A 25799-nucleotide genomic window follows, 5' to 3' on the forward strand; every position below is an offset into this window, starting at 1 on the left:
TCAGTTTTCCACGGCGCTGCGCGCCACCCACATCGCATGAAACTGGCGCGGCCCAGGCGCGGGCAGCCGCGCAAGGGCCGCCCCGCCGCGCTGGCTGCGTCCCTCTTCCCACGCGCAGCGTGAGAGAAGGGGGAAGCCGCGAAGCGGCTCAGGGGGTTGTCGTCTCATTTCAGCTATTGATCTGCGCCCAGAGCTTGTCGAGCCGCTTCACGCTCACCGGCTGGGGCGTGCGCAGTTCCTGCGCGAAGAAGCTCACGCGCAACTCCTCCAGCAGCCAGCGCAGCTCCTGCATGCGCGCATCCACCTGCCCCTTGCGCTCGGCCACCAGCCGCCAGTAGCGCTGCTCCTGGGGCCGCAGTTCGGCCAGGCGGGCGGCATCGCGCGCCGGATCGGCGCGGAACTTGTCCAGGCGCAGCGTAACGGCCTTCAGGTAGCGCGGGAAATGCGCGAGCTGCGTCCAGGGCGCGGCGGCCAGGAAGGCCTTGGGCATGAGCCGCTGCAGTTGCTGCTGCGCGTCCTGGGTGGCCTCGGGGGCGTTCCGGGTGTCCTTGATCTTGCGCGCCGCCGCCGCGTATTCGGCCAGCACCGTTCCGGCCAGCCGCGCCACCTCGTTGGCGATCAGCGTGAGCCGGCCGCGCCCCTCCTGCACCCGGCGCTGGAAGTCGGCCTCGTGGGTGGGCAGCGGATCGCCCAGGAAGGCGCGGTCCAGCGCCACGTCGATGATCTGGCCGCGCAACTCCTCCTGCGTGCCCAGCGGCATGTAGGCCACCGCCATCTTCTGCAGGTCCGGGATGTTCTTCTCCAGGTACTTGAGCGCGTCCCGGATCTGCAGCGCGAACAGCCGGCGCAGGCCCGCGCGGTGCCGCGCCGCCGCCACCTCGGGTTCGTCGAACACCTCGATGGTGACGGCATCGCTGCCGTCGATGAGCGCGGGAAAGCCGATCAGCGTCTGGCCGCCCTTGCGGATTTCCATCAGCTCGGGCAGTTCACCGAATGTCCACGCGGTGTAGCGCTGCCCTGCCGGCGAGGCGGGCGGCGGGCTGGCGGCCGCGCGTGCGGAAGCGGATGCCTCGCCTTTCACTCCACTTTTGATAGCAGACTTTGCAGTATTTTCGGCGACATGCGAGGGATTCGGCTCGGACTGCGTGCCCGAGGGCACCAGCTTCAGGCCCGCGAGCGCCTGGAAGGCGCCGCGCGCCTTGGCGCCCCATTCGGCCTTGAGCGCGCCGAGATTGCGCCCTTGGCCCAGCTGCCGGCCGTCCTCGTGGACGACGCGGAAGTTCATGAACAGGTGCGGGCTCAGCATGTCGAGCTTGAAGTCGGCGCGCTTCACGTCCAGCGAGGTTTCCTCGCGCACCTGCCGCAGCAGCACGTCGATCAGGCCGCCCTGCCCGAAGCGCTCGGGCGTGCCCAGCAGCTCCGCCAGCCGCGCGGCGTTCTCCGGCAGCGGCACGAAGCGGCTGCGCGGGCGCTGCGGCAGGCTCTTGAGCAGGGCCTGGATCTTGTCCTTGAGCATGCCGGGCACCAGCCACTCGCAGCGCTCCTCGCTCACCTGGTTGAGCACGAAAAGCGGCACGGTGACGGTGACGCCATCGCGCGGGTCGCCGGGCTCGTGCAGGTAGGTGGCCGAGCAGTCCACGCCCCCTAAGCGCACCATGCGCGGGAACGCGCTGGTGGTGATGCCCGCGGCCTCGTGGCGCATGAGTTCGTCGCGCGTGAGCTTGAGCAGGCCCGGCTGCGCCTGGCCGGCTTCGCGGTACCAGGCCTCGAAGTCCGCGCCGGTGCAGATCTCCGCGGGCACCTGCTGGTCGTAGAAGGCGTAGATCAGTTCGTCGTCCACCAGCACGTCCTGGCGCCGCGACTTGTGCTCCAGCTCCTCCACCTTGGCGATGAGCTTCTGGTTGGCCGCCAGGAACGGCAGGCGCCGCTCCCAGTCCTGCGGCCACTGGCCGCCCACCAGCGCCTCGCGGATGAAGATCTCGCGGGCCGTGCGCGGGTCCACCTTGCCGAAGTTCACGCGCCGGTTGTTGTAGATGACCAGCCCGTAGAGCGTGGCGCGCTCCAGCGCCGAGACCTGCGCGGCCTTTTTCTCCCAATGCGGGTCGAGCATCTGCTTCTTGAGCAGATGCCCGCCCAGCTCCTCGATCCACTGCGGCTCGATGGCGGCGATGCCCCGGCCGAAGAGGCGCGTGGTCTCCACCAGTTCGGCCGCCACGATCCAGCGGCCGGGCTTCTTCGAGAGGTGCGCGCCCGGGTGCTTGTAGAACCGGATGCCGCGCGCGCCCAGGTACCAGTCCTCCTCGTCGCTTTTCACGCCGATGTTGCCCAGCAGGCCGGAGAGCATCGAGAGGTGGATCTGCTCGTAGCTCGCGGGCTGGGGGTTGAGGCGCCAGCGGTGCTCGGTGACCACGGTAAGCAACTGCGTGTGGATGTCGCGCCATTCGCGCAGTCGCCGCACGCTGATGAAGTTCTGGCGCAGCAGCGCCTCGTACTGGCGGTTGCTGAGCTTGTGGGTGGGCGCCACGGCGGCCGTGGCGGTGGCTGCCTCTGCCGCGGCGGCCCGGGCCTGCTGCCGCTGCGCCACCGGCAGCACGGCCTGCGATGGCGCGCCCTTGCGGGCCGCCTCGCGCTGGACCCGCGCCGAGGGCAGGCTGGGCGCGCCGCCGCGCGCCTCGTTCACCCATTTCCAGAGCTTGAGGTAGCCGCTGAATTCGCTTTTCTCGTCGTCGAACTTGGCGTGCGCCTGGTCGGCCTGCTGCTGGGCTTCCATCGGCCGGTCGCGCACGTCCTGCACCGACAGGGCCGAGGCGATCACCAGCACCTCGTCCAGCGCCTGCCGCTCGCGCGCTTCCAGGATCATGCGGCCCACGCGCGGATCGAGCGGCAGCCGCGACAGCTCCGCGCCCATGGGCGTGAGTTCGTTGGCCTCGTCCACCGCGCCCAGCTCGGCCAGGAGCTGGTAGCCGTCGGCGATGGCGCGGCCCGAGGGCGCCTCGATGAACGGGAACTGCGCCACGTCGCCCAGGTGCAGCGATTTCATGCGCAGGATCACGCCCGCGAGCGACGAGCGCAGGATTTCCGGGTCGGTGAAGCGCGGCCGGCCGTTGAAGTCGGCCTCGTCGTAGAGCCGGATGCAGATGCCGTTGGCCACGCGGCCGCAGCGGCCCGCGCGCTGGTTGGCCGCCGCCTGGCTCACGGGCTCGATCAGGAGCTGCTCCACCTTGCTGCGGAAGCTGTAGCGCTTCACGCGCGCGGTGCCCGCGTCGATCACGTAGCGGATGCCGGGCACGGTGAGCGAGGTCTCGGCCACGTTGGTGGCCAGCACGATGCGCCGGCCGGTGTGGCCCTCGAAGATGCGGTCCTGCTCGGCCTGCGAGAGCCGGGCGAAGAGCGGCAGCACCTCGGCGCCGCGCATCACCGGCTGCTGGGCCAGGTGCTTGCGCAGGTGGTCGGCCGCCTCGCGGATCTCGCGCTCGCCCGGCAGGAAGACGAGGATGTCGCCGCCCGCGTTGCCGGCCCAGAGTTCGTCCACGCCGTCGGCGATGGCCTCGTTCAGGCCGTGGTCGCGCGACTCCTCGAACGGCCGCCAGCGCTGCTCCACGGGAAAGGTGCGGCCCGACACGTAGATGACGGGCGCCGGCCCCTTCGCACTTTCAAAATGCCTGGCGAACCGTTCCGCATCGATGGTGGCCGAGGTGACCACCACCTTCAGGTCGGGCCGGCGCGGCAGGATCTGGCGCAGGTAGCCCAGCAGGAAGTCGATGTTCAGGCTGCGCTCGTGGGCCTCGTCGATGATGATCGTGTCGTAGGCCTTCAGCAGCGGGTCGGTCTGCGTCTCGGCCAGCAGGATGCCGTCCGTCATCAGCTTGACCGAGGCGCCCTGCGAGAGCCGGTCCTGGAAGCGCACCTTGTAGCCCACCACCTCGCCCAGCGGGGTCTTCAGCTCCTCGGCGATGCGCTTGGCGACGCTGCTCGCGGCGATCCGGCGCGGCTGCGTGTGGCCGATGAGCTGGCCTTTCTGCCCCGGCCTGGCGTTGCACCTGCCGCGGCCGAGCGCCAGCGCGATCTTGGGCAGCTGCGTGGTCTTGCCCGAGCCGGTCTCGCCGCACACGATGATGACCTGGTGCGCCTGCAGCGCGGCCATGATCTCCTCGCGCCGGGCCGAGACCGGCAGCCCCGGCGGGAACTCGATGCGCGGCGGCGCCGCCGGCGCGGCGGCCCTGGCGGGCGGGGAAGACGGGGCGGGGAGAGAGGAAGAAGGAGGAGGCGCGGAACCGGTCATAGAGGCCCGCATTATCCGAACGAACCGTTGGCCCCGTGCAACGCGGGGCCCCGGCAAGCGGGCGCGCGTCTTGCCCGCCCGGCGCGGGCCGGCCAGAATCCGCGGCTTCGCTTCACCCGCCGCGCCAACGAACAACCTTGCCGCGGCCCCCACCAGGAGCCCTTCCGATGACCCATCCGTTCCACCCCACCCTCTGAACACGGTTCTCCGCCCCGGCTGAACCGTGTGTCTCGTTTCCACACACGGTCCGGCCCGAGGCCCGCGCTGCCCTTCCTACCGAAGCGGCAGGCCCGCACAAGCCCCGGCCCGTCAGCCGGGGCTTTTGCTTTTGAGGAACCGCACGCATGAGTGCACAGAAACGCTCCCGCGCCTTCGCCGAAGGCCGGGTCAAGGCCCTGCGCCGCATGAAGCAGCCGATGGCGCTGCTCATCGAGGCCAGCGCGCCGCCCCGCAACCCCGTCGCGCGCGCCCTGGCGGCGCGCAGCCTGGGCGGCGGCGGAGGCCGGCACATCCGCAGCCAGGGCGCCCAGCGCCGCACGGACCGCATGGCGCTGCAGCGCGCCCTGCGCGACGGCTGGCAGGACTGACCGCCACCGCCCGCCCCCACCGGCCCCGGCACGCGGGGCCATGAAGAATGCAGAAAGGAACCCACCCATGACACCCCACCGCCACCCCATGCCCGCCCGGCCCGCCGGGCGGGCGGGCTCTTCGCGCCGCCCCTTCGGCGGCCGGCACGGGCCGCCGTGAAACCGGGCGCGCCGCCCACGTGGCGGCGTGCTTCGCGCCCTGCGCGCTTCATGGAAAAATACGGCGCTTTTTCCCCACTCACCCCTACCCCATCCCTTCGCCGCCCCACGACCGAACGCCCGCCATGTCCGCCGTCTTCAACTTCACCTTCGTGCCGTGGTTCCGCTCGGTCGCCCCCTACATCCACAAGTTCCGCCACCAGACCTTCGTGATCGGGCTCACGGGCGAGGCCATCGCGGCCGGCAAGCTGCAGGCCATCGCGCAGGACCTGGCGATGATCCAGGCCATGGGCGTGAAGATCGTGCTGGTGCACGGCTTTCGCCCGCAGGTGAACGAGCAGCTCGCGGCCAAGGGGCATGCCGCGAAGTATTCGCACGGCATCCGCGTCACCGACTCGGTGGCGCTCGACTGCGCCCAGGAGGCCGCGGGGCAGCTGCGCTACGAGATCGAGGCGGCCTTCAGCCAGGGCCTGCCCAACACCCCCATGGCGGGCTCCACGGTGCGCGTGATCTCGGGCAACTTCCTCACGGCGCGGCCCGTGGGCATCGTGGACGGCGTGGACTTCAAGCACTCCGGTCTGGTGCGCAAGGTGGACGTGGCGGGCATCCGCCGTTCGCTGGACATGGACGCGCTGGTGCTGCTCTCGCCGCTGGGCTTCTCCCCCACGGGCGAGGCCTTCAACCTCACCATGGAGGAAGTGGCCACCTCGGTGGCCATCGCGCTCAAGGCCGACAAGCTGGTGTTCCTCTGCGAGGTGCCCGGCATCCGCACCAACCCCGAGGAGCCCGAGGGCGAGGACAACCCCATCGACACCGAGCTGCCGCTCGCCCAGGCCCGCCAGCTGCTCGCCCGCATGCCGCCGGGCCAGAGCCCCACCGACACGGCGTTCTACCTGCAGCACTGCGTGAAGGCCTGCCAGAACGGCGTGGAGCGCAGCCACATCATCCCCTTCGCGATCGACGGCTCGCTGCTGCTGGAGATCTACGTGCACGACGGCATCGGCACGATGGTCGTCGATGAAAAGCTGGAGGAGCTGCGCGAGGCCACGCCGGACGACGTGGGCGGCATCCTGCAGCTCATCGAGCCGTTCGAGAACGACGGCACGCTCGTCAAGCGCGACCGCACCGAGATCGAGCGCGACATCGCCAACTACACCATCATCGAGCACGACGGCGTGATCTTCGGCTGCGCCGCGCTCTACCCCTACCCCGAGGCCCGGACGGCCGAGATGGCCGCCGTCACCGTCTCCCCGCAAAGCCAGGGCACGGGCGACGGCGAAAAGCTGCTCAAGCGCATCGAGCAGCGCGCCCGCGCCATGGGCATCGGCAGCCTGTTCGTGCTCACCACGCGCACGATGCACTGGTTCATCAAGCGCGGCTTCCAGCCCGTGGACCCCGACTGGCTGCCCGAGGCGCGCAAGAAGAAATACAACTGGGACCGGCGCAGCCAGGTGCTGGTCAAGAAGCTTTGAGAACCCACCGCGCGGCCAGCGCGCCCACCTCGGCGATCGCCGCGTCGCGCCGCTCGGCCGATGCGGGGCTGCCCGTGAGATAGCAGCTCACCATCACCGGCCCGCGCCCCGGGGGCCAGAACAATCCCGCATCGTTGCTGGTGCCGCGCGGGCCGGTGCCGGTCTTCTCGCCGATGCGCCAGCCCGCGGGCATGCCGGCGCGCAGCCGCTTGTCGCCCGTGCGGTTGCCCACCAGCCAGGCCCGCACCTGCTCGCGGCCAGCCTCCGTCAGGGCCGGCCCCAGCGCGATGGCCTGCACCGTGCGGACCATCGCCCACGGCGTGGTGGTGTCGCGCACCTCGCCGGGCGGCACGTCGTTGAGTTCGGGCTCCCCGCGGTCGAGCCGGGTGTGCCCGTCGCCCAGGGTCCGCAGCCAGGCGGTGAGCGCCAGCGGCCCGCCCTGCGAGGCCAGCAGCAGGTTGGCGGCGGTGTTGTCGCTGAGGGTCACGGCGGCCTCGCAAAGCTGCCCGACGGTCATGCCGCCGGCATCCGCATGCGAGGCCGTGGCGGGGGAATACTCCACCAGATCGGCCCGGCGGTAGGTCACGCGGCGGTCCAGCCGCTCCTGCCCCTGGTCCACGCGGTGCAGCACCTGCGCGGCCAGCAGCAGCTTGAACGTGCTGCACAGGGGAAAGCGCTCGTCGCCCCGGTGCGCCGCCTGCCGGCCCGTCTGCGTATCGAGGACCGCCACGCCCAGGCGGCCGCCCACGGCGGATTCGATGCGCCCCAGCGCCTGCTCCAGCGATTCCGATGCAGGTCCCATGGTTTTCTGGTCCTCGGCATGGCCCGTGGGCCACCAGCCCGCGCCCGCCCCCACGGCGGCGGCGGCCAGGAAGATTCGTCTCTGCACCATTTTTCAAGCTCCATTTGAGTCAACGATGGCCGCGACGATACGCAGACCACCGGCCTTTGACCATCGACAATAATCTCCGCCTCCCCCCAGAAAAACTCATGCCTCGGAACCTTCCGCCATGCACCTGCCGCTGAACGCCCTGCGGGCCTTCGAGGTGTCGGCCCGGCACCTGAACCTCACGCGCGCGGCCGAGGAGCTGCACGTGACGCAGACCGCCGTGAGCCAGCACATCCGCAACCTGGAGGAGCGCCTGGGCAAGCCGCTGTTCCGGCGCCTGCCCCGGGGCCTCGCGCTCACCGACGAGGGCCTGGCCCTGCTGCCGGCGCTGGCCGATGCCTTCGACCGCATCGAGCGGGCGCTCGCGCAGTTCAGCGATGCACGGCCGCGCGAGGTGCTCACCGTGGGGGCCGTGGGCACCTTCGCCGTGGGCTGGCTGCTGCCCCGGCTGCGCGACTTCCAGCAGCGCAGCCCGTTCGTGGACCTGCGGCTGCTCACGCACAACAACCGCGTGGACATGGCGGGCGAGGGGCTGGACTGCGCCATCCGCTTCGGGGACGGCTCCTGGCACGGCACCGAGGCCGACCGCCTGCTGGACGCACCGCTCTCGGCCATGTGCTCGCCCGCGCTCGCCGAGCGGCTGAAAACCCCGGGCGACCTCGCGCGCGAGCCGCTGCTGCGCTCCTACCGCGCCGACGAGTGGGCGGCATGGTTCCACGCCGCCGGCGTGCCCTGCCCCGTGGTGCGCGGAACGGTATTCGACTCGTCGCTGGCGCTGGCCGAAGCGGACGCGCAGGGGGCCGGCGTGGCCCTGCTGCCCGCGCGACTCTTCGGGCGCGAGCTGCGCCAGGGCCGGCTCGTGCGGCCCTTCGGCACCGAGATCGCGCTCGGCGCGTACTGGCTCACGCGGCTGCGGTCCCGCGCGCCCACGGCCGCCATGCAGGCCTTCCGCGACTGGCTGATCGCCGCATGCGCGGCCCCCGACGCTGCGCCCGCGTGAGCCGGCACGGCCGGTATCATCCCCGCCCCATGCCCGAGATCCTCACCGCCGCCCTCTACCACTTCGCTGCCCTGCCCGACTGCGAGGCGCTGCGCGCGCCGCTGCAGGCCGAGTGCGACCGCCACGGCGTGCGCGGCCTGCTGCTGCTGGCGCCCGAGGGCATCAACGGCACCATCGCCGGCCCAGCCGAAGGCGTGCGGGCGGTGCTGGCCTGGCTGCGCGCCGATCCCCGGCTGCACGCCCTGCGGCACAAGGAGGCCCTGGGCGATCGCATGCCCTTCTACCGGATGCGGGTGCGCGCCAAGCGCGAGATCGTCACGCTGGGCGTGCCGGGGCTGGACGCGGCGCGCGACGCCGGCACCCACGTGAAGCCGGAGCAGTGGAACGCGCTCATCGACGATCCCGGCGTGGTGGTGATCGACGTACGCAACGGCTACGAGACCGCCATCGGCAGCTTCGCGCGCGCGGTGCGGCCGGGCACGCGCAGCTTCACCGAATTCCCGCAGTGGGTGGAGGAACAATCCGCGCCCGGCGGCCTGCTGGCCGGCAAGCCGCGCGTGGCGATGTTCTGCACGGGCGGCATTCGCTGCGAGAAATCGACCGCCCTGCTGCGCATGCAGGGCTTCGGCGAGGTCTATCACCTCGATGGCGGCATCCTGCAGTACCTGGAAGACGTGCCTGCGCAGGAAAGCCGCTGGGAAGGCGATTGCTTCGTGTTCGACGAGCGCGTCTCGGTGGGCCACGGCCTCGCGCCGGGCGCGCACCGCCACCTGTGCCGCTCCTGCCGCATGCCGCTGGGCCCCGACGACCTGGCGTCGCCCCACTACGTGGCCGGCGTACGCTGCCCCCATTGCCACGGCACGCGCACGGCGCAGCAGGAGCGCGCGCTGGCCGAGCGCGAGCGCCAGATGGCGCTGGCCCGCGAGCGCGGCCACGAGCACCTGGGCGCGCGCCAGCCCGGGCCGCGCAATGCAGGCCCTGAACCCGGCCCGGCCGGCCACGGGGGCGCCCCGCTGCCCGTGCTCTACTCCTTTCGCCGCTGCCCCTATGCGATGCGCGCCCGCCTGGCCATCGCCGCCAGCGGGCAGCTCTGCGAATGGCGCGAGGTGGTGCTGCGCGACAAGCCCCGCGCCCTGTTGGACGCCTCCCCCAAGGGCACCGTGCCGGTGCTGGTGCTGCCGGACGGCACGGTGCTGGAGCAGAGCCTGGACATCATGCGCTGGGCGCTGGAGCGCCACGACCCCGAAGGCTGGCGGGGTGCCGGCGACCCGGCCGGCGTCGCGGCGCTGATCGCGGAATGCGACGGCCCGTTCAAGCAGGCGCTGGACCGCTGCAAGTACCCCGAGCGCCACCCGGATGCACCGCCGCAAGCGGCCCAGGCCCGGGCCTCGGAATGGCTGCAGGGCCTGGACCGGCGCCTGGAGGCCGGCCCCTTCCTCTGCGGCGAGCGGCCCTCGCTGGCCGACGCGGCGCTCATGCCCTTCGTGCGGCAGTACGCGGCCATCGACCGCGCCGCGTGGGCCGCGCTGCCCTGGCACCGGCTGCAGGCCTGGCTGGCGCGCTGGGAAAGCAGCCCGCTCTGGGCCCGCGTGATGGAGAAGACCCCGCCCTGGGCCGAAGGCACGGCAACGGTGGTGCGGTTTCCGCCCCCGGCCCCGCAGCCCTGATCCGCCCGCCCCGGCGGCCCCCAAAACAAAGGGCGCCCGAAGGCGCCCCGTGTTCCTGGCGGATGGTCCGTCAGGCGGCGGCGAAACCGCCCGCGCCGCCACGGCCCTTGCGCGCGCCGCGCACCAGCAGCGCCAGCAGCGCGATGGCCATCAGCGTGAAGCAGATGAACGACCAGTTCGCGATCGAGCCGCCGAGGAAGGTCCAGTCGATGGCCGCGCAGTCGCCCGAGCCCCGGAAGATCATCGGAATGGCCCGGCCGATGGGGAAGTGCTCGATCATTCCGTAGAAGTCGCGCCCGCAGGTCGCGATCTCGGGCGGATACCACTGCAGCCAACTCTGGCGCGCGGCCACGAAGGCGCCGAACCCCGAGGACAGCAGCGCCAGCACGCCCCACGACATCCACCAGCCCTTGCGGCCACGCACGCTGCCCAGGCCGGCGAAGACCGCCACGCCGATGAGCGCATAGCGCTGCACGATGCACATGGGGCACGGCTCCAGGCCCACGACGTGCTGCAGATACATGCCGAAGGCCAGCATCGCCACGCAGGCGGCGGAAATGAGAGCCAGCACGCGGCGCGGCGCGGCATCCAACCAGTTCGAAACCATGGAATCGTGTCCTTGAAAGCCCGGGCACCCCGACGGCGGCACCCGGCAAGGGCGCGTGCGTCAGATGCCCGCGGCGTGATCCAGAAAAACCCGGGCGCGGCGCGGCGTGACCACCAGCGTTTCACCCTCCCTGAAACCCATCTCCCGGAACTGCTGCGCAGGGATCTGCGCCTCGATCACGGGGTCGGGCTCCGCATTGTCCGCTGGTTTGTGGTCAGCATCGGGGATAAGTTCCAGGCGCGCGATGGGCCCGACCACGATGGCGCGCGAGAGCTGCGCCACGATGCCGCGCGGCCGGCCACCGGCATCGACGCCCTGGCCCGGCGAGTAGCGCTGCACGTCCAGGTCGTGCGGGCGCACGTAGGCGAAGGCGCTGGCGTTCTGGGCCTCGGCGTGCTCCGGCGAATCGATGGCCATGCCCTCCACATGCACCAGCCCCTCGTGCGCGCGGCCCCGGAACAGGTTCACATCGCCCAGGAAGCCATACACGAAGGGGCTCGCGGGCTGGTCCCAGACCTCCTGGGGCGAGCCGCTCTGCTCGATGCGCCCCTGGTTGATGACCACCACGCGGTCGGCCACCTCCAGCGCCTCCTCCTGGTCGTGCGTGACGAAGATCGAGGTCACGTGCAGCTCGTCGTGCAGGCGGCGCAGCCAGCGGCGCAGCTCCTTGCGCACCTTGGCGTCGAGCGCGCCGAAGGGCTCGTCGAGCAGCAGCACCTTGGGCTCCACCGCCAGCGCGCGCGCCAGGGCGATGCGCTGGCGCTGGCCGCCCGAGAGCTGGGAGGGATAGCGGTCGGCCAGCCAGTCGAGCTGCACGAGCTTGAGCAGGTCGGTCACCTTCTGCCGGATCGCGCTCTCGGCCGGGCGCTCGCCGCGCGGCTTCACGCGCAGGCCGAAGGCCACGTTCTCGAACACGGTCATGTGGCGGAACAGCGCGTAGTGCTGGAACACGAAGCCCACGCCCCGGTCGCGCACATGCACGTCGGTGGTGTCCTCGCCCGAGAAATGGATGCTGCCCGTGTCGGGCGTCTCCAGCCCCGCGATGATGCGCAGCAGCGTGGTCTTGCCGCAGCCCGAGGGCCCGAGCAGCGCGATGAGTTCGCCGGACTGGATGTCCAGGCTCACGTCGCGCAGCGCGTGGAAATCGCCGAACTGCTTGCTGATGTTGCGGATTTCGATGCTCATGTCTTGCCTGGGTCCTGGTTCAGCGGGGGGCGGCGGTCACGGCGGCCGGCGGCGCCGGGCGCTCGGGCGGCAGGTTGGCGGCGGCCTTGCGCTCCTGCTCGCCGCGCCATTCCGCGAAGGTCTTGATCACCAGCGTGACCAGCGCCAGCAGCGCCAGCAGCGAGGCGGCGGCGAAGGCCGCGACGGACTGGTACTCGTTGTAGAGGATCTCCACGTGCAGCGGGATGGTGTTGGTCTGGCCCCGGATGTGGCCCGACACCACCGACACCGCGCCGAACTCGCCCATGGCCCGCGCGTTGCAGAGGATCACGCCGTACAGCAGCCCCCACTTGATGTTGGGCAGGGTCACGTGCCAGAAGGTCTGCCAGCCACTCGCGCCGAGCACGATGGCGGCCTGCTCCTCGTCGCTGCCCTGCGCCTGCATGAGCGGGATCAGCTCGCGCGCGATGAACGGGAAGGTGACGAACACGGTGGCCAGCACGATGCCCGGCACGGCGAAGATGATCTTGATGTCGTGCTCGGCCAGCCAGGGGCCCAGCCAGCCGTGCGCGCCGAACAGCAGCACATAGACCAGCCCCGCCACCACCGGCGACACCGAGAACGGCAGGTCCACCAGCGTGGTGAGGAAGGCCTTGCCCCGGAACTCGTACTTGGCGATGGCCCAGGCCGCCGCCACACCGAACACGAGGTTGAGCGGCACGGCGATGGCCGCGGTAATGAGCGTGAGGCGGATGGCCGACCACGCATCGGGCTCGCGCAGCGCCTCCAGGTAGGCGCCCAGGCCCTTGCGCAGCGCCTCGGTGAACACCGCCGCCAGCGGCAGCACGAGGAACAGCAGCAGGAACGCGAGCGCGATCGTGATCAGCGTCCACTTGACCCAGGCGGCTTCGGTGGTGCCCGCCTGTGCACGGCGGACGGTACGTGTTGAATGGGTCATATCCACTTTCCAGGGCGCACGGCATAGGCCACGGGCGCGGCCCAGGCCAGGGCAGCCGTGGAACGGGCTTCGCCCGGCCACCGGCTGCGTCCCCCTCCGGGGGAAGGCGCGAAGCGACTCAGGGGGTGTTTCATGTGCTTCGCCGTTGCCAGGCTTGCAGCGCGTTGATGACGAGCAGCAGCACGAAGGAGATGACCAGCATCACCACGGCCACGGCCGTGGCGCCGGCGTAGTCGTACTGCTCCAGCTTGCCGATGATGATGAGCGGCGTGATCTCGGAGATCATGGGCATGTTGCCCGCGATGAAGATCACGGAGCCGTATTCACCCACCGCCCGCGCGAAGGCCATGGCGAAGCCCGTGAGCAGCGCCGGCGTGATGGAAGGCAGGATCACCTTGGTGAAGATCTGCCAGCGGGTCGCGCCCAGGCTGGTGGCGGCCTCTTCCAGTTCCTTCTCGGCATCCTCCAGCACCGGCTGCACCGTGCGCACCACGAACGGCAGCCCGATGAAGATGAGCGCGATGACCACGCCCGCCGGCTTGAAGGCGAGCTGGATGCCCAGCGGCTCCAGGTACTGCCCCACCCAGCCGTTGCCGGCCAGCAGCGCGGTGAGCGAGATGCCCGCCACCGCTGTGGGCAGCGCGAAGGGCAGATCGACCAGCGCGTCCACGATCTTCTTGCCGGGGAACGAATAGCGCACCAGCACCCATGCGATCAGCAGCCCGAACACGAGGTTCACGAGCGCGGCCAGGAACGACGCGCCGAACGTGAGCCGGTACGAGGCCAGCACGCGCGGCCCGGTGACGGCCGCCCAGAACTGGTCCCAGGTGAGCGTGAAGGTCTTGAAGAGCAGCGCCGAGAGCGGGATGAGGACGATGATGCTCAGGTAGAAGAGCGTGTAGCCCAGCGTGAGCCCGAATCCGGGCAGCACGCGCCGTGCACCGCCGCGCCGGCCACGGCCCGGCGGGGGCGCCACGGCGCCCGGGGAAGGGATGGCAGCGCCCATGGATCAGCGGCCGCCCGGCGTGTAGAGCTTGTCGAACTGGCCGCCGTCGTTGAAGTGCACCTTCTGCGCCTCGCCCAGCGAGCCGAAGTACTTGGCCACCGTGAACTGCTTGAGCGGCTTGAACAGGTCGGCATGCTTCTTCAGCACGGCCTCGGAGCGGGGGCGCAGGGCATGCTGCGCGGCGATCTCCTGGGCCTCTTCGGAGTAGAGGTAGTTGAGGTAGGCCCTGGCCAGTTCCGACGTGCCCTTCTTGACCACCGTGCGCTCCACCACGGCCACGGGGTTCTCGGCCACGATGCTCACCGAGGGATAGACCGCATCGACCTTGCCCTTGCCGAACTCGCGGTCGATGGAAAGCACCTCGGATTCGAAGGTGATGAGCACGTCGCCGGTGTTGCGCTGCAGGAAGATGCTGGTGGCGTCGCGGCCACCCTTGCCCAGCACGGGCACGTTCTTGTAGAGCTTGCCCACGAACTCGGCGGCCTGCGCCTCGGTGCCGCCCTTCTCACGCACGTAGCCCCAGGCGGCCAGGTAGGCGTAGCGGCCGTTGCCGCCGGTCTTGGGGTTCACCACCACCACCTGCACGCCGGGCTTGATCAGGTCGTCCCAGTCCTTGATGTTCTTGGGGTTGCCGTTGCGCACCAGGAACAGCATCGTGGAGGTGGTGGGCGAGGCGTCGTTCGGGAACTTCTTGGTCCAGTCCTTGGCGACCACGCCGTTGCCGGCCAGGAAGTCGATGTCGGTGGTGGTGTTGAAGGTGACCACGTCGGCCGCCAGCCCGTCGTTCACCGCGCGGGCCTGGGCGCTGGAGCCGCCGTGCGCCTGGTCGATCTTGACGTCCTTGCCGGTGGTTTTCTTGTAGTGGGCGACGAAGGCCTGGTTGTAGTCCTTGTAGAACTCCCGGGCCACGTCGTAGGACACGTTGAGCAGCGTGGCGGTCTGCGCCGAGGCCACGCCCGTGGCCGCCAGGGCCAGGGCGGCCAGGAAGGTTTTGAGTCTCGTCCGGGAAGTCATGTATGCGTCACCCACGGTTAGGCTGTAAATGCAACCGATTGTGGATGCCGGTGCTTCAAACTCAAAAGAATAGATTCTTGTTTATTAATCAAGCTGGCGAATAAAGAGAGCTTCCGCGCGGCCCAGGGACGCCCTGGCGTGCACATGAGAGCCAGAAAGGCTCCATGCCGCCGTCTTTGTTAGCTTTTTCGCTATAGAAAGATAAGCACTCAGGCGGCCGAACGCGCGGGCTCGGCACCCGGCCCGAGGCCCCACTCGGCCCCCTCGATGAGCGAATGCAGCAGCGCCCAGCCGAGCGGCCATTCGCCGTGCCCCGACTCCACGTTGACGTGCCCGGCCTGCTGCAGCCGCACGAACTCGCTGCCCCAGGCCCGCGCGTAGGCGCCCGCGAGGCGGATGGGGCAGTACGGGTCGTTGCTGCTGGCCACGAGGATGCTGCGGCAGGGCAGCGGCGCATAGGGCACGGGCGCGAAGTCGCTGAGCACCGCGCGCCGCTCGGGGTCGGCGGGTGCCACCAGCAGCGCGCCCTTCACGCGGGCCATGGCCTCGGGCCCCATGTGGACGGCGGCGATGCACCCCAGGCTGTGGGCCACGACGATGACCGGGTGCGGCGCTTCCAGCACGGTGCGCTCCAGGGTGGGCACCCAGGCCTTGCGGATCGGCGTGATCCAGTCGTCCTGTACCACGCGCCGCGCGCCGGGCACGCGGCCGGCCCAGAGGCTCTGCCAATGCGCCGGGCCCGAATCGCGCCAGCCCGGCACGATGACCACCGACACCGCCCCGCCCGTGGCCCCGGAGCCCGCGGGCAGCGCGGACACACCCGCCCCGCTCATGGGCGTCCGCCGTGGGAGGCGGGGAAACATGTCGGCGGGCAGTGCCGACAGCGCGGCGCGGAGAACAAATCGTGGGCCATGGGCGAATCCTCAGCGGTCGATGCGCACCCATTCTGCGAGGCCGCCCTTAAAACCCAAACGACTATATTTTTCTGAATTTATCGCTAAAACATCTGATGAGGCCCTGCCTGAGCACCGCGCTCAGGCACCATCCCGCGCCAGGGATTGGCGCCCTTCCACCGTGTTGCGGCCGGGAACCATCTCCCCCAGGAAGTCCAGGAAGCGCCGCACGGCGGGCGCCAGCCCGCGCCGCGACGGAAACACCGCATGCACCACGCCGCGCGGCGGCGCCCAGTCGGGCAGCAGGCGCACGAGCCGGCCGCTGCGCAGGTCGTCGTGGCACATGTAGTCGGGCAGCCAGCACATGCCCACGCCCGCCAGGGCCGCGTACCGCAGCGTGAGCAGGTCGTCGGCCACGTAGCGCGGCGTGTGCAGCAACACCTCATCGCGCCCGTCCGGCCCCACGAGCCGCAGCGAGGCGCGGCCGTCGGCGGTGGACATGGCCATGCTGTCGAGCCGCGCCAGATCCGCAAGGGCGCCGGGCACGCCCTGGCGCGCGAGCTGCGCGGGGCTGGCGACCAGGACTTGCTCCACGTCGTCCAGGCGCTTGACCACCATGCTGCTGCTCTCGTCCATGCTGAAGCGCACGCGCAGGGCCACGTCCACGCCCTCTTCCACCAGGTTCACCACGCGGTTGCTGACCTGCATGTCCACGCGCACCTGCGGGTAGCGCTGCAGGAAGACCGGGAGCAGCTCGCCCACCACGGTCTGCGCCAGCGTGACCGGGCACACCACGCGCACCGTTCCCCGGGGCTCCGTCTGCACCTGCGCGACCGTGTCCGCCGCCGCCTGCGCGGCCTCGCGCACCGCCTGGCAGTGCCGCAGATAGGCCTCGCCCACCTCGGTTAGGGACAGCCGGCGCGTGGTGCGCTGCAGCAGGCGCACGCCCAGCTGCGCCTCCAGCTCCGAGACCCGGCGCGAGAGCCGCGATTTCGGCACCCCCAGGGCCCGGCCCGCAGCCGCGAAGCCGCCGCGCTCCACCACCTCGGCGAAGAAGAGCATGTCGTTGAGATCCTGCATGGTGGCGCGCTCCATTGTTCCGTTTTCGAAACAATCTATCGCAATCCGGCCACCTTATCAAACATTGGGATCACCCACACAATCTATCCAAGCGCGCACCGTCGGCTTGACAGGCCGCCCGTCGCACTTCGTTGACCCCATTCCCCTCAGGAGCCTTGCCATGCAACTGCTGCACATCGATTCCGCCATCACCGGCGAACAGTCCGTCTCCCGCCAGCTCACCGCCCGCACCGTGGCCGCATGGGTGGCCGCGCATCCCGGCACGCAAGTGCAGTACCTCGACCTCGTGGCCGAGGCGCCCGGCCACTTCACGATGGAGGCCATGGCCCCGCGCACGGGCCAGACCGACGGGCTGAGCGACAGCCAGAAGCGCGAGAACGCCGTCTCGGAACGGCTGGTGAGCCAGTTCCTGGCGGCGGACGTGATCGTGGTGGGCGCACCCTTCTACAACTTCGGCATCCCCACCCAGCTCAAGGCCTGGATCGACCGGCTGGCGCAGCCGGGCCGCACCTTCCGCTACGGCGCGAACGGCCCCGAGGGGCTGGCCAAGGGCAAGACGGTGATCGTGGCCTCTTCGCGCGGCGGCGTGTATTCCACCAGCGAGGGCGGCCGGGCCATGGAGCACCAGGAGAGCTACCTGCAGACGGTGTTCGGCTTCTTTGGCATCACCGACGTGCGCTTCGTGCGCGCCGAGGGCGTGTCGATGGGCCCCGATGCCAAGGCCAAGGCCCTGGCCGGCGCGGAGGCCGACATCCAGGCCCACGCCACGGCCCCGCGCGAGGCACTGGCCGAGACGGCCTGACCCCGCGCCGCCGACCGCGCTAGCGCAGGTCGAACCGCACGGTGGCGACCTTGCCGCCCCGGCTCACCTGGGCCAGTGCCTTGGTGCCCGGCGCCACCTTGAAGCTGCCGCGCGCCTCCAGCCGGTCGCCCGCGGGGGCCAGGGCCACCTCCTGCTTGTCGGAGCCCGCCAGCAGCGTCAGCCGGGCGCTGGCCTGGGCCACGTCCACGGGCTTGCCATGGTCGCGCAGGTAGAGCTGCAGCACGTCGGCCTTGGCCACCAGTTCGTAATCCATGTCCTTCACCTCGACCACGGTGCCGCCGTGCAGGGGCTGGTGCGCATGGCCGTGGGCATGTTCGCCGGCGGCCCGCGCGGGGGCGGAGGCCAGCAGGGTGGACAGCGCGGCGGCCGCCATGAGGGTGCGTGCAAGGGATCGGGTCATCGGTCGTTACCTCCAGGTTGAAGAAAAAGAAGAAAAGCCATCGGAATCGAAGCCGCCGCGGGGCGGCACAGGCCCCGCGCCCGGGGGCGCGGGGAACGGCGGGGAACGGGATACGCAGGGTGGTCAGAACGCGCCGGCCTCCCGGTCGTCCACCAGCCGCTCGGCAGGCTTGCGGCCGAAGAGCCAGAACATCGCGGGCGTGAGGTAGGTGTCGAGCAGCGTCGAGCTGATGAGCCCCGAGAAGATCACCACCGCCACGGGATGCAGGATCTCCGTGCCGGGTCGCTCGGGCTCGAAGAGCAGCGGCGCGAGCGCGAAGGCGGTCACCAGCGCCGTCATGAGCACCGGGCTCAGGCGCTCCAGCGAGCCGCGCACGATCATGCGGGGGTCGAAGCCCTCGCCTTCCGTGCGCATGAGGTTGATGTAGTGGCTCACCTTGAGGATGCCGTTGCGTACCGAGATGCCGGCCAGGGTGATGAAGCCGATGAGCGCCGCCACCGACAGCGGCTGGCCCGACAACCACAGCCCCAGCACCGCCCCCACCAGGGCCAGCGGAATGTTGGCCATGATGAGCGCCGACAGCACCACCGACTTGTAGCGGCTGTAGAGCACCACGAACATCAGCACCAGCGACACGATGGACAGCAGACCCACCAGCCGGGAGGCCTCCTCCTGCGCCTGGAACTGCCCGCCCAGGGTGATGAAGGTGCCCTCGGGCAGGCGCGTCTCGGCCACCACGCGGCGGATGTCGGCCACCACGTCCGACAGGGGCCGGCCCTGCGCGTTGGCCGAGAGCACGATGCGCCGGCGGCCGTCGTCGCGGCTCACCTGGTTGGGGCCGTCGCCCTCCTCGATCTGCGCCAGCCGCGCGAGCGGCACGCGGCCCGTGGGGGTCTCGATGAGCACGCGGCCCAGGCCCTCCACCGAGCGCGCCGTCTCGGGCAGGCGCACCACCAGCGCGAAGCGGCGGTTGCCCTCCACGATCTGCGTGATCTTCTCGCCCTCCACCAGGTTCTGCAGCGCCGCCAGCACCTGCGGCGTGGGCACGCCATAGTGCGCGGCGGCCACCGGGTCCACGCGCACCTTGATCTGCGGCGCCAGCACCTGCTTCTCGATCTCCAGGTCGGCCAGGCCGGGGATGCCTGCCAGCCGCGCGCGCAGCGCGTCGGCCTGCCCGCGCAGCACGTCCAGGTCCTCCCCGAAGATCTTGATGGCGATCTGCGAGCGCACGCCCGAGAGCATGTGGTCGATGCGGTGCGAGATGGGCTGGCCGATGCCGATCGCCGCGGGCAGCGGCGCGAGGCGCGCGCGGATGTCGCCCGTGATCTCGTCCATGCTGCGCGTGAGCTGGGCCGCGGGCTTCAGGCCCACGTCCAGCTCGCTCACGTGCACGCCCTCCGCGTGCTCGTCCAGCTCCGCGCGGCCGCTGCGCCGGCCCACGTGGGTCACCTCGGGCACCTGCCGCACCAGCACCTCGGCCTGCCGCGCGATGGCGGAGGATTCCGCCAGCGTCACGCCGGGGTTGAGCCGCAGGCCCACGAGCAGCGTGCCCTCGTTGAACGGTGGCAGGAAGGTGCGCGGGAAGAGCGGCACGGCCACGGCCGCGACCAGCACCGCGATGCCCGCCACCGCCATCGCCGCCCGGGGCCGCGCGAGCACCGCCTCCAGGCTGGAGCGGTAGCGGGCCTTGAGCCAGGCGAGCACGCGCGTGTCGCCATGGTCCAGCGTCTTCATGCGCGGCAGCAGGTAGTAGGCCAGCACCGGGGTGATGGTGACCGACACCAGCAGCGACGCCAGGGTGGAGACGATGAAGGCCACGCCCAGCGGCACGAACAGGCGCCCCTCCATGCCCGGCAGCGCGAAGAGCGGCAGGAACACCAGCACGATGATCACGGTGGCGTAGAGGATGGCCGAGCGCACCTCCATCGACGCGCGGGCCACCACCTCCAGCGGGTGCAGGCGGTGGTTCGGGTGCCGGGCGCGGTCGTCCTTGAGGCGCCGCATGATGTTCTCCACGTCCACCACGGCGTCGTCCACCAGCCCGCCGATGGCGATGGCCAGCCCGCCCAGCGTCATGGTGTTGATCGACATGCCGAAGAACTTGAACACCAGCGCGGTGATGAAGATCGAGACCGGGATCGCGGTGAGCGCGATCAGCGTGGGCCGCACGGTGCCGAGGAAGAAGAACAGGATCACCGCCACGAACACCGACGCGCCGATCAGCTTGCCCTGCAGCGTGTCGATCGAGGCCTCGATGAAGCTCGCCTGCCGGAAGGTGACCTGCGGCGCGTTCATGCCGGCGGGCAGCGATGCCCGCATGCCCTCCAGCGCCGACTCGATGGCGCGCGTGAGCTGGATGGTGTCGGCCGTGGGCTGCTTCTGCACGCCCAGGATCACGGCGGGCACCCCCTCGAAACCGGCATCGCCGCGCTTGATCGCGGGCGCGAAGCTCACCCGGGCCACCTGCCGCAGCAGCACCGGCTGCCCGCCCCGCGCGGTGAGCGCGAGGTTCTGCAGGTCTTCCAGGCGCGAGGTGCGGCCCAGGTGGCGGATCAGGTATTCACGGCCGTTCAGCTCCAGGAAGCCACCCGAGGTGTTCGACGAAAAGCCCTTCAGCGCCGCGTCGAGGTCCGCCAGGGTGATGCCCAGCTCGGCCATGCGGGCCGTGTCGGGCTGCACCTGGAACTGGCGCACCTCGCCCCCGATGGGGATCACCTGGGCCACGCCCGCGATCGCCATGAGCCGGGGGCGCAGCACCCAGTCCGCATACTCGCGCACCTGCATGGCCGAGAGCGCGGGCGCGCCGGGTGCGTCGGCCTTGCCGCCCGCCGGCGCGCCGACGGGAATCGCGATCTGCATGATCTCCCCCATCACCGAGCTGACCGGGCCCATGCGCGGCGTCACGCCGGGCGGCAGGCCCTCCTCCATCGCGCCGAGGCGCTCGGACACCATCTGCCGCGCGCGGAAGATCTCGGTGCTCCAGTCGAACGTGACGTAGATGAACGACAGGCCCGCGCTGGACACGGAGCGCACGCTCTCCACGCCCGGCAGGCCGTTCATCGTCGTCTCCAGCGGGAAGGTGATGAGCTGCTCCACCTCCTCGGCCGCCATGCCGCCCGCCTCGGTCATGAGGGTGACGGTGGGTTTGTTGAGGTCGGGGAACACGTCCACCGGCGTGCGCGACAGCGTGAACGCGCCATAGGCCATGACCACCAGGCTGGCGATCACCACCAGCAGCCGGTTGGCCAGGCTGCTTTCCAGAAGCCACTTGAACATGGGAAAGGCTCCTCGGCGTCAGCGGATCTGGTTGAGCAGCGTGGCGGCCTGCGTGACCACCCGGTCGCCCGCGGCGAGACCCGAGGTCACCGCCACCGACGCGCCGTCCAGCGGCTCCAGCGTCACCGTGCGCGGCGCGAAGGTCTCCGGCGCCGTCTTCACCCAGACGATGGACTGGTTGGCCGCGTTCCTCAGCACCGAGGCGCTGGGCACGCGCAGGCCCGGCACCGTCGCCGCGCCCTGCACGAACACCGTCACCGGCTGCCCTACGGCCAGGCGCGCGATCCGCTCGCCGGACGCGCTGAACAGCATGGGCAGGGCCTGCTCGCGCAGGCTGCGGCCCGCGCCCACGAAGGCGAGCGGCACGCGCTCGCCCTCCACGGCCATGAAGGCGCCGGCCACGTCGCGCGCCACGGCGGCGTCATAGGCCAGCGCCTCGATGCGCAGGCGCTGCGGGTTCACCACCTCGAACACCAGCTCGCGCGCATCCACCACCTGCCCGGCCACCGCATTGGCGGAGGCGATGACGCCATCCACCGGCGCCACGAGCGGATCGCGCCCCGAGAGGCCCATGCCCAGCGCGGCGATGCGCGCGGCCAGGCTCGCGGACTCGCTCTCAGCTGCCTCGATGTCCTTGCGCGGCACGGTCTCGCTCAGCTCGCGCAGGCGCGCCAGCCGCTTGTCGGCCAGAGTCTTGGCGGCGCGCAGCTCGGCCACTTGCGCCATCTGGCCGGACCGCTCGATGGCGCCGTTGGCCGGCTGCACGTGGGCCAGCACCTCGCCCCGGCGCACGGCTTGCCCCACCCGCGGCAGGCCGCGCGGGCCCGGCTCCAGCCGCCCCGCCACCATGGCCTGCACCTTGCCGCCCGCGTTCGGGTCCATCACCACGCGGCCCGCCAGCTCGTGGGTCCGCGCCAGCGCCTCCTGCGCCACGGGCTGCGTGCGCACCTGCAGTTGCCGCTGAGCGGGCTTGGGCAGGAACACGCTGCCGTCCGGCAGGCGGCGCGGGCCGTTGCCGGTCACGGCGGCGGGCTCGTCGCCATGATCATGCCCTGGCCCCGCCAGGGCCGGCAGCGCCAGGGTCCAGGCCAGCGCCACGCCCAGCAGGCCCGCCGCGCCACGGCTCCGGAGGGAAGAGAGACGATTCGGCGTCTTGTTGGGAATGCGCGCGTTCATGCGGCACCTCCGATCACGCCCGTGCGGCCCGCGCTGGCGCGTCGGCGCCAGGCCACCGCCAGCCCCAGGGCCAGCACCACGCCGGCGATCCAGGGCGCCAGGGCCCGCCACCGGGGTCCCGAAGACGCGGCCCCGCCTTCGGCATGCGCATGCACGTCGAGCGTGCCTGCGAGCAGATCGGTGTCCGCCCCCGCCGCCACCATGGCGGCCACGGCCACCTCGCCTTCCGGCAGGGCCCCGGCCAGGGTCGCCTCGAACTGGCCTTCGCCCTTCGGGGTCACCGCCACGGGGCGGCCGTTGATCTCCAGGTCGAGCCTGGCGTCCTTCGCAGGGCGGTTGTCGGCCGCATGGTCCAGGTACAGCGACAGCCGCTGGCCGTCGAGCACGCCCACCAGCTCGAACGCATCGGACACGGCCGCGAAGCGGGGAGATGCCTCGGCACCGGCTGCGGCGCCGGGCGCCTCGTCATCGTGGCCTTCGTGCGCGGTGGCCCAGACGGGCAGTAGCGCCAGCGCGGCAGCCAGGCTCCAGGCCCGGAAAAAAGGAAAAGGTTTCGTCATCGTGTTCGCCATGGAAAAAGGGTTCGCGGGCACTCAATGCGTGCCGGAGGAAAGGGATGGAATGCCGGTGCCCGGCGGAACGAGCCCGAGGGCCTGCCGCAGCGCGGACACGGCGGCGTCGCGGTCCAGGCGCGCGCGCAGCGCCTCCCGACCCGCCTCGGTGGATTCCTGCTCGATGCGCAGGCGGGTGGGCAGATCGGTTTCGCCCAGCGCGAAGGATTTCTGCACGAAGCCCCGCGTGGCGGCCGCCAGCGTCTCGCGCTGGCGCGCGGCCTCCCACTGCGCCTGCGCGGCGGCGTGGCGCGCGCGCGCCGAGCCGATGTCCGCGCGCACCCGCGCCTGCTCGCGCTCCAGCTGGGCCTCGGCCTCGGTCGCATCGGCCAGCGCGGTGGCCAGCCGGGCCTCGTGCCGGCTGCCGCCGCCAAAGGGGATGCGCACGGCCACGGTCAGGCTTTGCTGGTAGGCCTCGCCCCGGGCGCCCCGGTCGCGGGTGGTAAGGACGGAGAGTTCCGGGTTCGTGCGCTGCTGCACCGCGATGAGGTCCGCCGCGCGCCGTGCCACGTCGGCCTTCTGCCGCAGCTCCCGCAGCGCGGGGTGCGCATCGCCCTCGGGCGCCGCCCCGGCACTGGGGGGCACAAGCTCCACCACGCCGGGATCGTCCATGCGCAGGCCGTGCGACTCCAGCGCCGCCAGGGCACCGGGCGCGAGCGCGTCCAGCCCCAGGCGGGCGGCGCTCACCGCCCCTTCGGCCTCGGCCACGCCCGCCGAGGCGGTCGCCACGGCGCCCTCGGCCTGGTGGCGGTCCACCAGGGCCAGATCGCCGGCCTGCACGCGCCGCGCCACGTCGCCCGCGAGGGCCCGGGCGTTCTGCAGTCGGCCCTGGGCCAGTTCCAGCCCGGCGCCGGCGCGCAGCCACTGCCACCACGCATCGCGCACCAGGCCGGCCGTGCGCAGGCGCGCGGCTTCCAGGCGGCCGCGCTCGGCGTCCTCCTCGGCCTCGGCGAGCCGCGCGGTGCGCGCGCGCTCGCCCGGCAGCCACAGCGGCAGGGCCACGCCGGCCTCGTACTCGCGCGCCCCCTCCCGGCCATTGAAGCGGTCGGTCTTGGCGGACAGCGAGACGGCCGGCGAGTCCGCCGTCCATTGCCGCGCCGCCTGCCGGCGGGCCGCCGCGGCGCGGGAGCGCTCGCCCGCGGCCAGCGCCTCGGGCTGCGCGGCCCAGGCCGCCTCGAAGAGCCGCGCCAGCGGCGTGCCCACCGGCTCCCGCGCGGCGGTGGCCTCCAGGGCCTGCGGGGGCGCCGCCGTCTGTGCCGGCGCCATGCCGGCCGATAACCCAGCCAGGGCGCCAAAGAAGCCCCAGCGAACGATTGTTCGATGCATCCGATTTCTCTCCATCCAAGTCATGAGCGAAGCTATGGATCGGAGAGGCGGTGCGGCCCTGTCCCCGCCGCGCGGCGGCACGCCTGCGTGCGGCATGCCCATGCACGGCCACCGGCCATGCGTGCGCGGGGCACGCCATGCCGGGGCTCAGTGGGGAAGGTTCGGGGCCGGGAAAGCCTCGCCGATCAGGCGAGGCGCGGCCAGTTGGGCCGTTCGGGCAGCGCGGGAGGCGGCGCGAGGGGCATGCCCTGCGCCTGGGGCACGTGTTCGGCGCGGATCACCTGCGCACCCGGCAGCGACCGGGCGATCAGGGCGATGGCGCAACCCGCATGGCAGGCGCCGCAGTCCTGGTCGGCGTCGCCGGAAAAGGACGCATCGTGCGATGCGCCGGCCGAGCCATCGTGCTGGTGCACGTGGTGGCCGAAATGCTGGCTGGCGGCCGTGGGCTCATGGGCGCAATAGCCGGCGGCCTCCGCCCAGGTGAACTGGAGCGGCAGCACGGTCAGCAGAAAGATGAGCAACCAGCGGCGCATAACCAAAAATTGTAGCGGGAACCCCTGAAATCCCGTGGCTTCATGGGGCCATACCGGCGCGCTGGCGCCCTCTCCTGCCCCGCGCGGAGCGCCACGGGATGCGGGCCTCATACGGGTTTGCCATCGAAAAGAGAACAAGGCGCAAAGCTGCAGACACGGCTGTAGCACGGCAAAGCGAAGCAACGCCGTGAGCTTTTCGATGGCGAAGCCGGATCAGGCCTGCGCGTGCCGGCGCACCCAGGCCGCGTACTTGTCCACCCAGGTCTGCAGGAACTGCCGGCTGCCCTCGCCGATGCTGCCGTCCTCGTTGAAGAGGCCGTCCTTGGCCTGGATGAAGGCCTCGGGCTGGCCCAGCGTGGGCACGTCGAGGTAGGCCAGCACGTTGCGCAGGTGCTGCTGCGCGAGGGCCGTACCGATGGCGCCGACCGAGACGCCGATCACGCCGCCGGGCTTGCCGCCCCACACGCTCTGGCCATAGGGGCGCGAGCCGTGGTCGATCGCGTTCTTGAGCACGCCGGGGATCGAGCGGTTGTACTCGGGCGTGACGAACAGCAGGCCCTGCGCCCGGGCGATCTCGGACTTCAGCCGCCGCACGGCCTCGTGCGGGTGGCCGTCGTCGTCCTGGTCGTAGGGCGGCAGGTCGTCGATGCGCACCTGCGCCAGCGTGAAATCGGGCGGCGCCAGCTTCGCCAGGGCATCGGCGAGGCGGCGGTTGAAGGAATCCTTGCGCAGGCTGCCCACGAGGACGGCGATGGTGTATTGGCTCATGGAAACTCCTTGGAGGGATGGACGGAAAGCGGAACAGCCCGCCATCATCCGGCGCGGCGGCACGCGCGGCTGTCAGGCAAGCGCGCATTCGCGGGGCCCCGCCGGGAA

21 protein-coding genes are annotated in these 25799 nt (G+C 71.4%); 5 read left to right on the plus strand and 16 right to left on the minus strand.

All coding sequences use genetic code 11. The annotated features are described in order from the left end of the window. Positions 1-169: 169 nt before the first annotated feature. Positions 170-4282: an ATP-dependent RNA helicase HrpA gene (gene hrpA / locus AX018_RS14990; RefSeq protein ID WP_211322448.1), complete on the minus strand. Its 4113-nt coding sequence runs from the start codon at positions 4280-4282 to the stop codon at positions 170-172. 344 nt (positions 4283-4626) lie between these two features. On the opposite strand from hrpA, the gene AX018_RS14995 reads away from it, so the two are divergent. Both AX018_RS14995 and argA read left to right on the plus strand, forming a co-directional pair. After that, positions 4627-4869, plus strand: a complete 243-nt coding sequence (locus AX018_RS14995) for a hypothetical protein (RefSeq protein ID WP_111878572.1) — start codon at positions 4627-4629, stop codon at positions 4867-4869. A 284-nt stretch (positions 4870-5153) separates the two neighbouring features. Beyond that, a complete protein-coding gene (gene argA, locus AX018_RS15000; protein ID WP_111878575.1) occupies positions 5154-6500 on the plus strand; it encodes an amino-acid N-acetyltransferase in 1347 nt (448 codons plus the stop codon). Here argA and bla read toward each other — a convergent pair. Then, a complete protein-coding gene (bla, locus tag AX018_RS15005) occupies positions 6487-7389 on the minus strand; it encodes a class A beta-lactamase (RefSeq protein WP_281269558.1) in 903 nt (300 codons plus the stop codon). The two genes, argA and bla, sit on opposite strands and share 14 nt — an antisense overlap. A 121-nt stretch (positions 7390-7510) precedes the next feature. Between bla and AX018_RS15010 the strand changes: the two genes are divergently transcribed. After that, the gene (locus AX018_RS15010) at positions 7511-8389 is read left to right on the plus strand and encodes a LysR family transcriptional regulator (RefSeq protein WP_111878581.1); all 879 of its coding nucleotides are present in this window, start codon (positions 7511-7513) and stop codon (positions 8387-8389) included. Positions 8390-8418: 29 nt separating this feature from the next. Further along, the gene (trhO, locus tag AX018_RS26010; protein WP_111878582.1) at positions 8419-10056 is read left to right on the plus strand and encodes an oxygen-dependent tRNA uridine(34) hydroxylase TrhO; all 1638 of its coding nucleotides are present in this window, start codon (positions 8419-8421) and stop codon (positions 10054-10056) included. A 70-nt stretch (positions 10057-10126) separates the two neighbouring features. Here trhO and AX018_RS15020 read toward each other — a convergent pair whose 3' ends face one another. The 7 genes from AX018_RS15020 to AX018_RS15050 all read right to left on the minus strand — a co-directional run bounded on the left by AX018_RS15020 (position 10127) and on the right by AX018_RS15050 (position 16778). After that, positions 10127-10663, minus strand: a complete 537-nt coding sequence (locus tag AX018_RS15020) for a disulfide bond formation protein B (RefSeq protein WP_111878584.1) — start codon at positions 10661-10663, stop codon at positions 10127-10129. A gap of 60 nt (positions 10664-10723) precedes the next feature. Further along, positions 10724-11848, minus strand: a complete 1125-nt coding sequence (locus AX018_RS15025) for a sulfate/molybdate ABC transporter ATP-binding protein (RefSeq protein WP_111878587.1) — start codon at positions 11846-11848, stop codon at positions 10724-10726. A gap of 19 nt (positions 11849-11867) precedes the next feature. Next, positions 11868-12785, minus strand: coding sequence for a sulfate ABC transporter permease subunit CysW (gene cysW, locus AX018_RS15030; protein WP_111878592.1), 918 nt, complete (start codon positions 12783-12785; stop codon positions 11868-11870). 130 nt (positions 12786-12915) lie between these two features. Continuing rightward, positions 12916-13791, minus strand: coding sequence for a sulfate ABC transporter permease subunit CysT (gene cysT, locus AX018_RS15035; RefSeq protein ID WP_111878594.1), 876 nt, complete (start codon positions 13789-13791; stop codon positions 12916-12918). 3 nt (positions 13792-13794) lie between these two features. Beyond that, entirely contained in the window at positions 13795-14805 is a 1011-nt protein-coding gene (locus AX018_RS15040) for a sulfate ABC transporter substrate-binding protein (protein ID WP_111878598.1), read from the minus strand. Positions 14806-15014: 209 nt separating this feature from the next. After that, entirely contained in the window at positions 15015-15638 is a 624-nt protein-coding gene (locus AX018_RS15045) for an RBBP9/YdeN family alpha/beta hydrolase (RefSeq protein WP_111878600.1), read from the minus strand. A 201-nt stretch (positions 15639-15839) separates the two neighbouring features. Next, complete coding sequence (locus AX018_RS15050) at positions 15840-16778, minus strand: LysR family transcriptional regulator (protein WP_111878698.1); 939 nt, start codon at positions 16776-16778, stop codon at positions 15840-15842. Positions 16779-16938: 160 nt separating this feature from the next. Here AX018_RS15050 and AX018_RS15055 point away from each other — a divergent pair, with 160 nt between their 5' ends. Next, positions 16939-17580 (plus strand): FMN-dependent NADH-azoreductase, encoded by a 642-nt coding sequence (locus tag AX018_RS15055; RefSeq protein ID WP_111878605.1) that lies wholly within the window; start codon positions 16939-16941, stop codon positions 17578-17580. Between the two features lie 19 nt (positions 17581-17599). On the opposite strand, the gene AX018_RS15060 is transcribed toward AX018_RS15055, so the two are convergent. From AX018_RS15060 to AX018_RS15090, 7 genes are all read right to left on the minus strand, one after another. Then, the gene (locus AX018_RS15060; RefSeq protein ID WP_170146274.1) at positions 17600-18001 is read right to left on the minus strand and encodes a hypothetical protein; all 402 of its coding nucleotides are present in this window, start codon (positions 17999-18001) and stop codon (positions 17600-17602) included. Positions 18002-18124: 123 nt separating this feature from the next. Continuing rightward, positions 18125-21277, minus strand: a complete 3153-nt coding sequence (locus tag AX018_RS15065) for an efflux RND transporter permease subunit (RefSeq protein ID WP_111878612.1) — start codon at positions 21275-21277, stop codon at positions 18125-18127. An 18-nt stretch (positions 21278-21295) separates the two neighbouring features. Further along, entirely contained in the window at positions 21296-22453 is a 1158-nt protein-coding gene (locus tag AX018_RS15070; RefSeq protein ID WP_111878616.1) for an efflux RND transporter periplasmic adaptor subunit, read from the minus strand. Further along, positions 22450-23013: a hypothetical protein gene (locus AX018_RS15075; protein ID WP_111878700.1), complete on the minus strand. Its 564-nt coding sequence runs from the start codon at positions 23011-23013 to the stop codon at positions 22450-22452. Before AX018_RS15075 ends, AX018_RS15070 begins: the two co-directional genes overlap by 4 nt. A 33-nt stretch (positions 23014-23046) precedes the next feature. After that, the gene (locus AX018_RS15080) at positions 23047-24330 is read right to left on the minus strand and encodes a TolC family protein (RefSeq protein WP_245951566.1); all 1284 of its coding nucleotides are present in this window, start codon (positions 24328-24330) and stop codon (positions 23047-23049) included. Between the two features lie 245 nt (positions 24331-24575). Beyond that, positions 24576-24923, minus strand: coding sequence for a cation efflux protein, CzcI family (czcI, locus tag AX018_RS15085; protein WP_111878624.1), 348 nt, complete (start codon positions 24921-24923; stop codon positions 24576-24578). A 213-nt stretch (positions 24924-25136) separates the two neighbouring features. Beyond that, positions 25137-25691, minus strand: a complete 555-nt coding sequence (locus AX018_RS15090) for an NADPH-dependent FMN reductase (RefSeq protein WP_111878628.1) — start codon at positions 25689-25691, stop codon at positions 25137-25139. Positions 25692-25799: the final 108 nt, after the last annotated feature.

Source organism: Paracidovorax anthurii, assembly GCF_003269065.1.
GTDB lineage: Bacteria > Pseudomonadota > Gammaproteobacteria > Burkholderiales > Burkholderiaceae_C > Paracidovorax > Paracidovorax anthurii.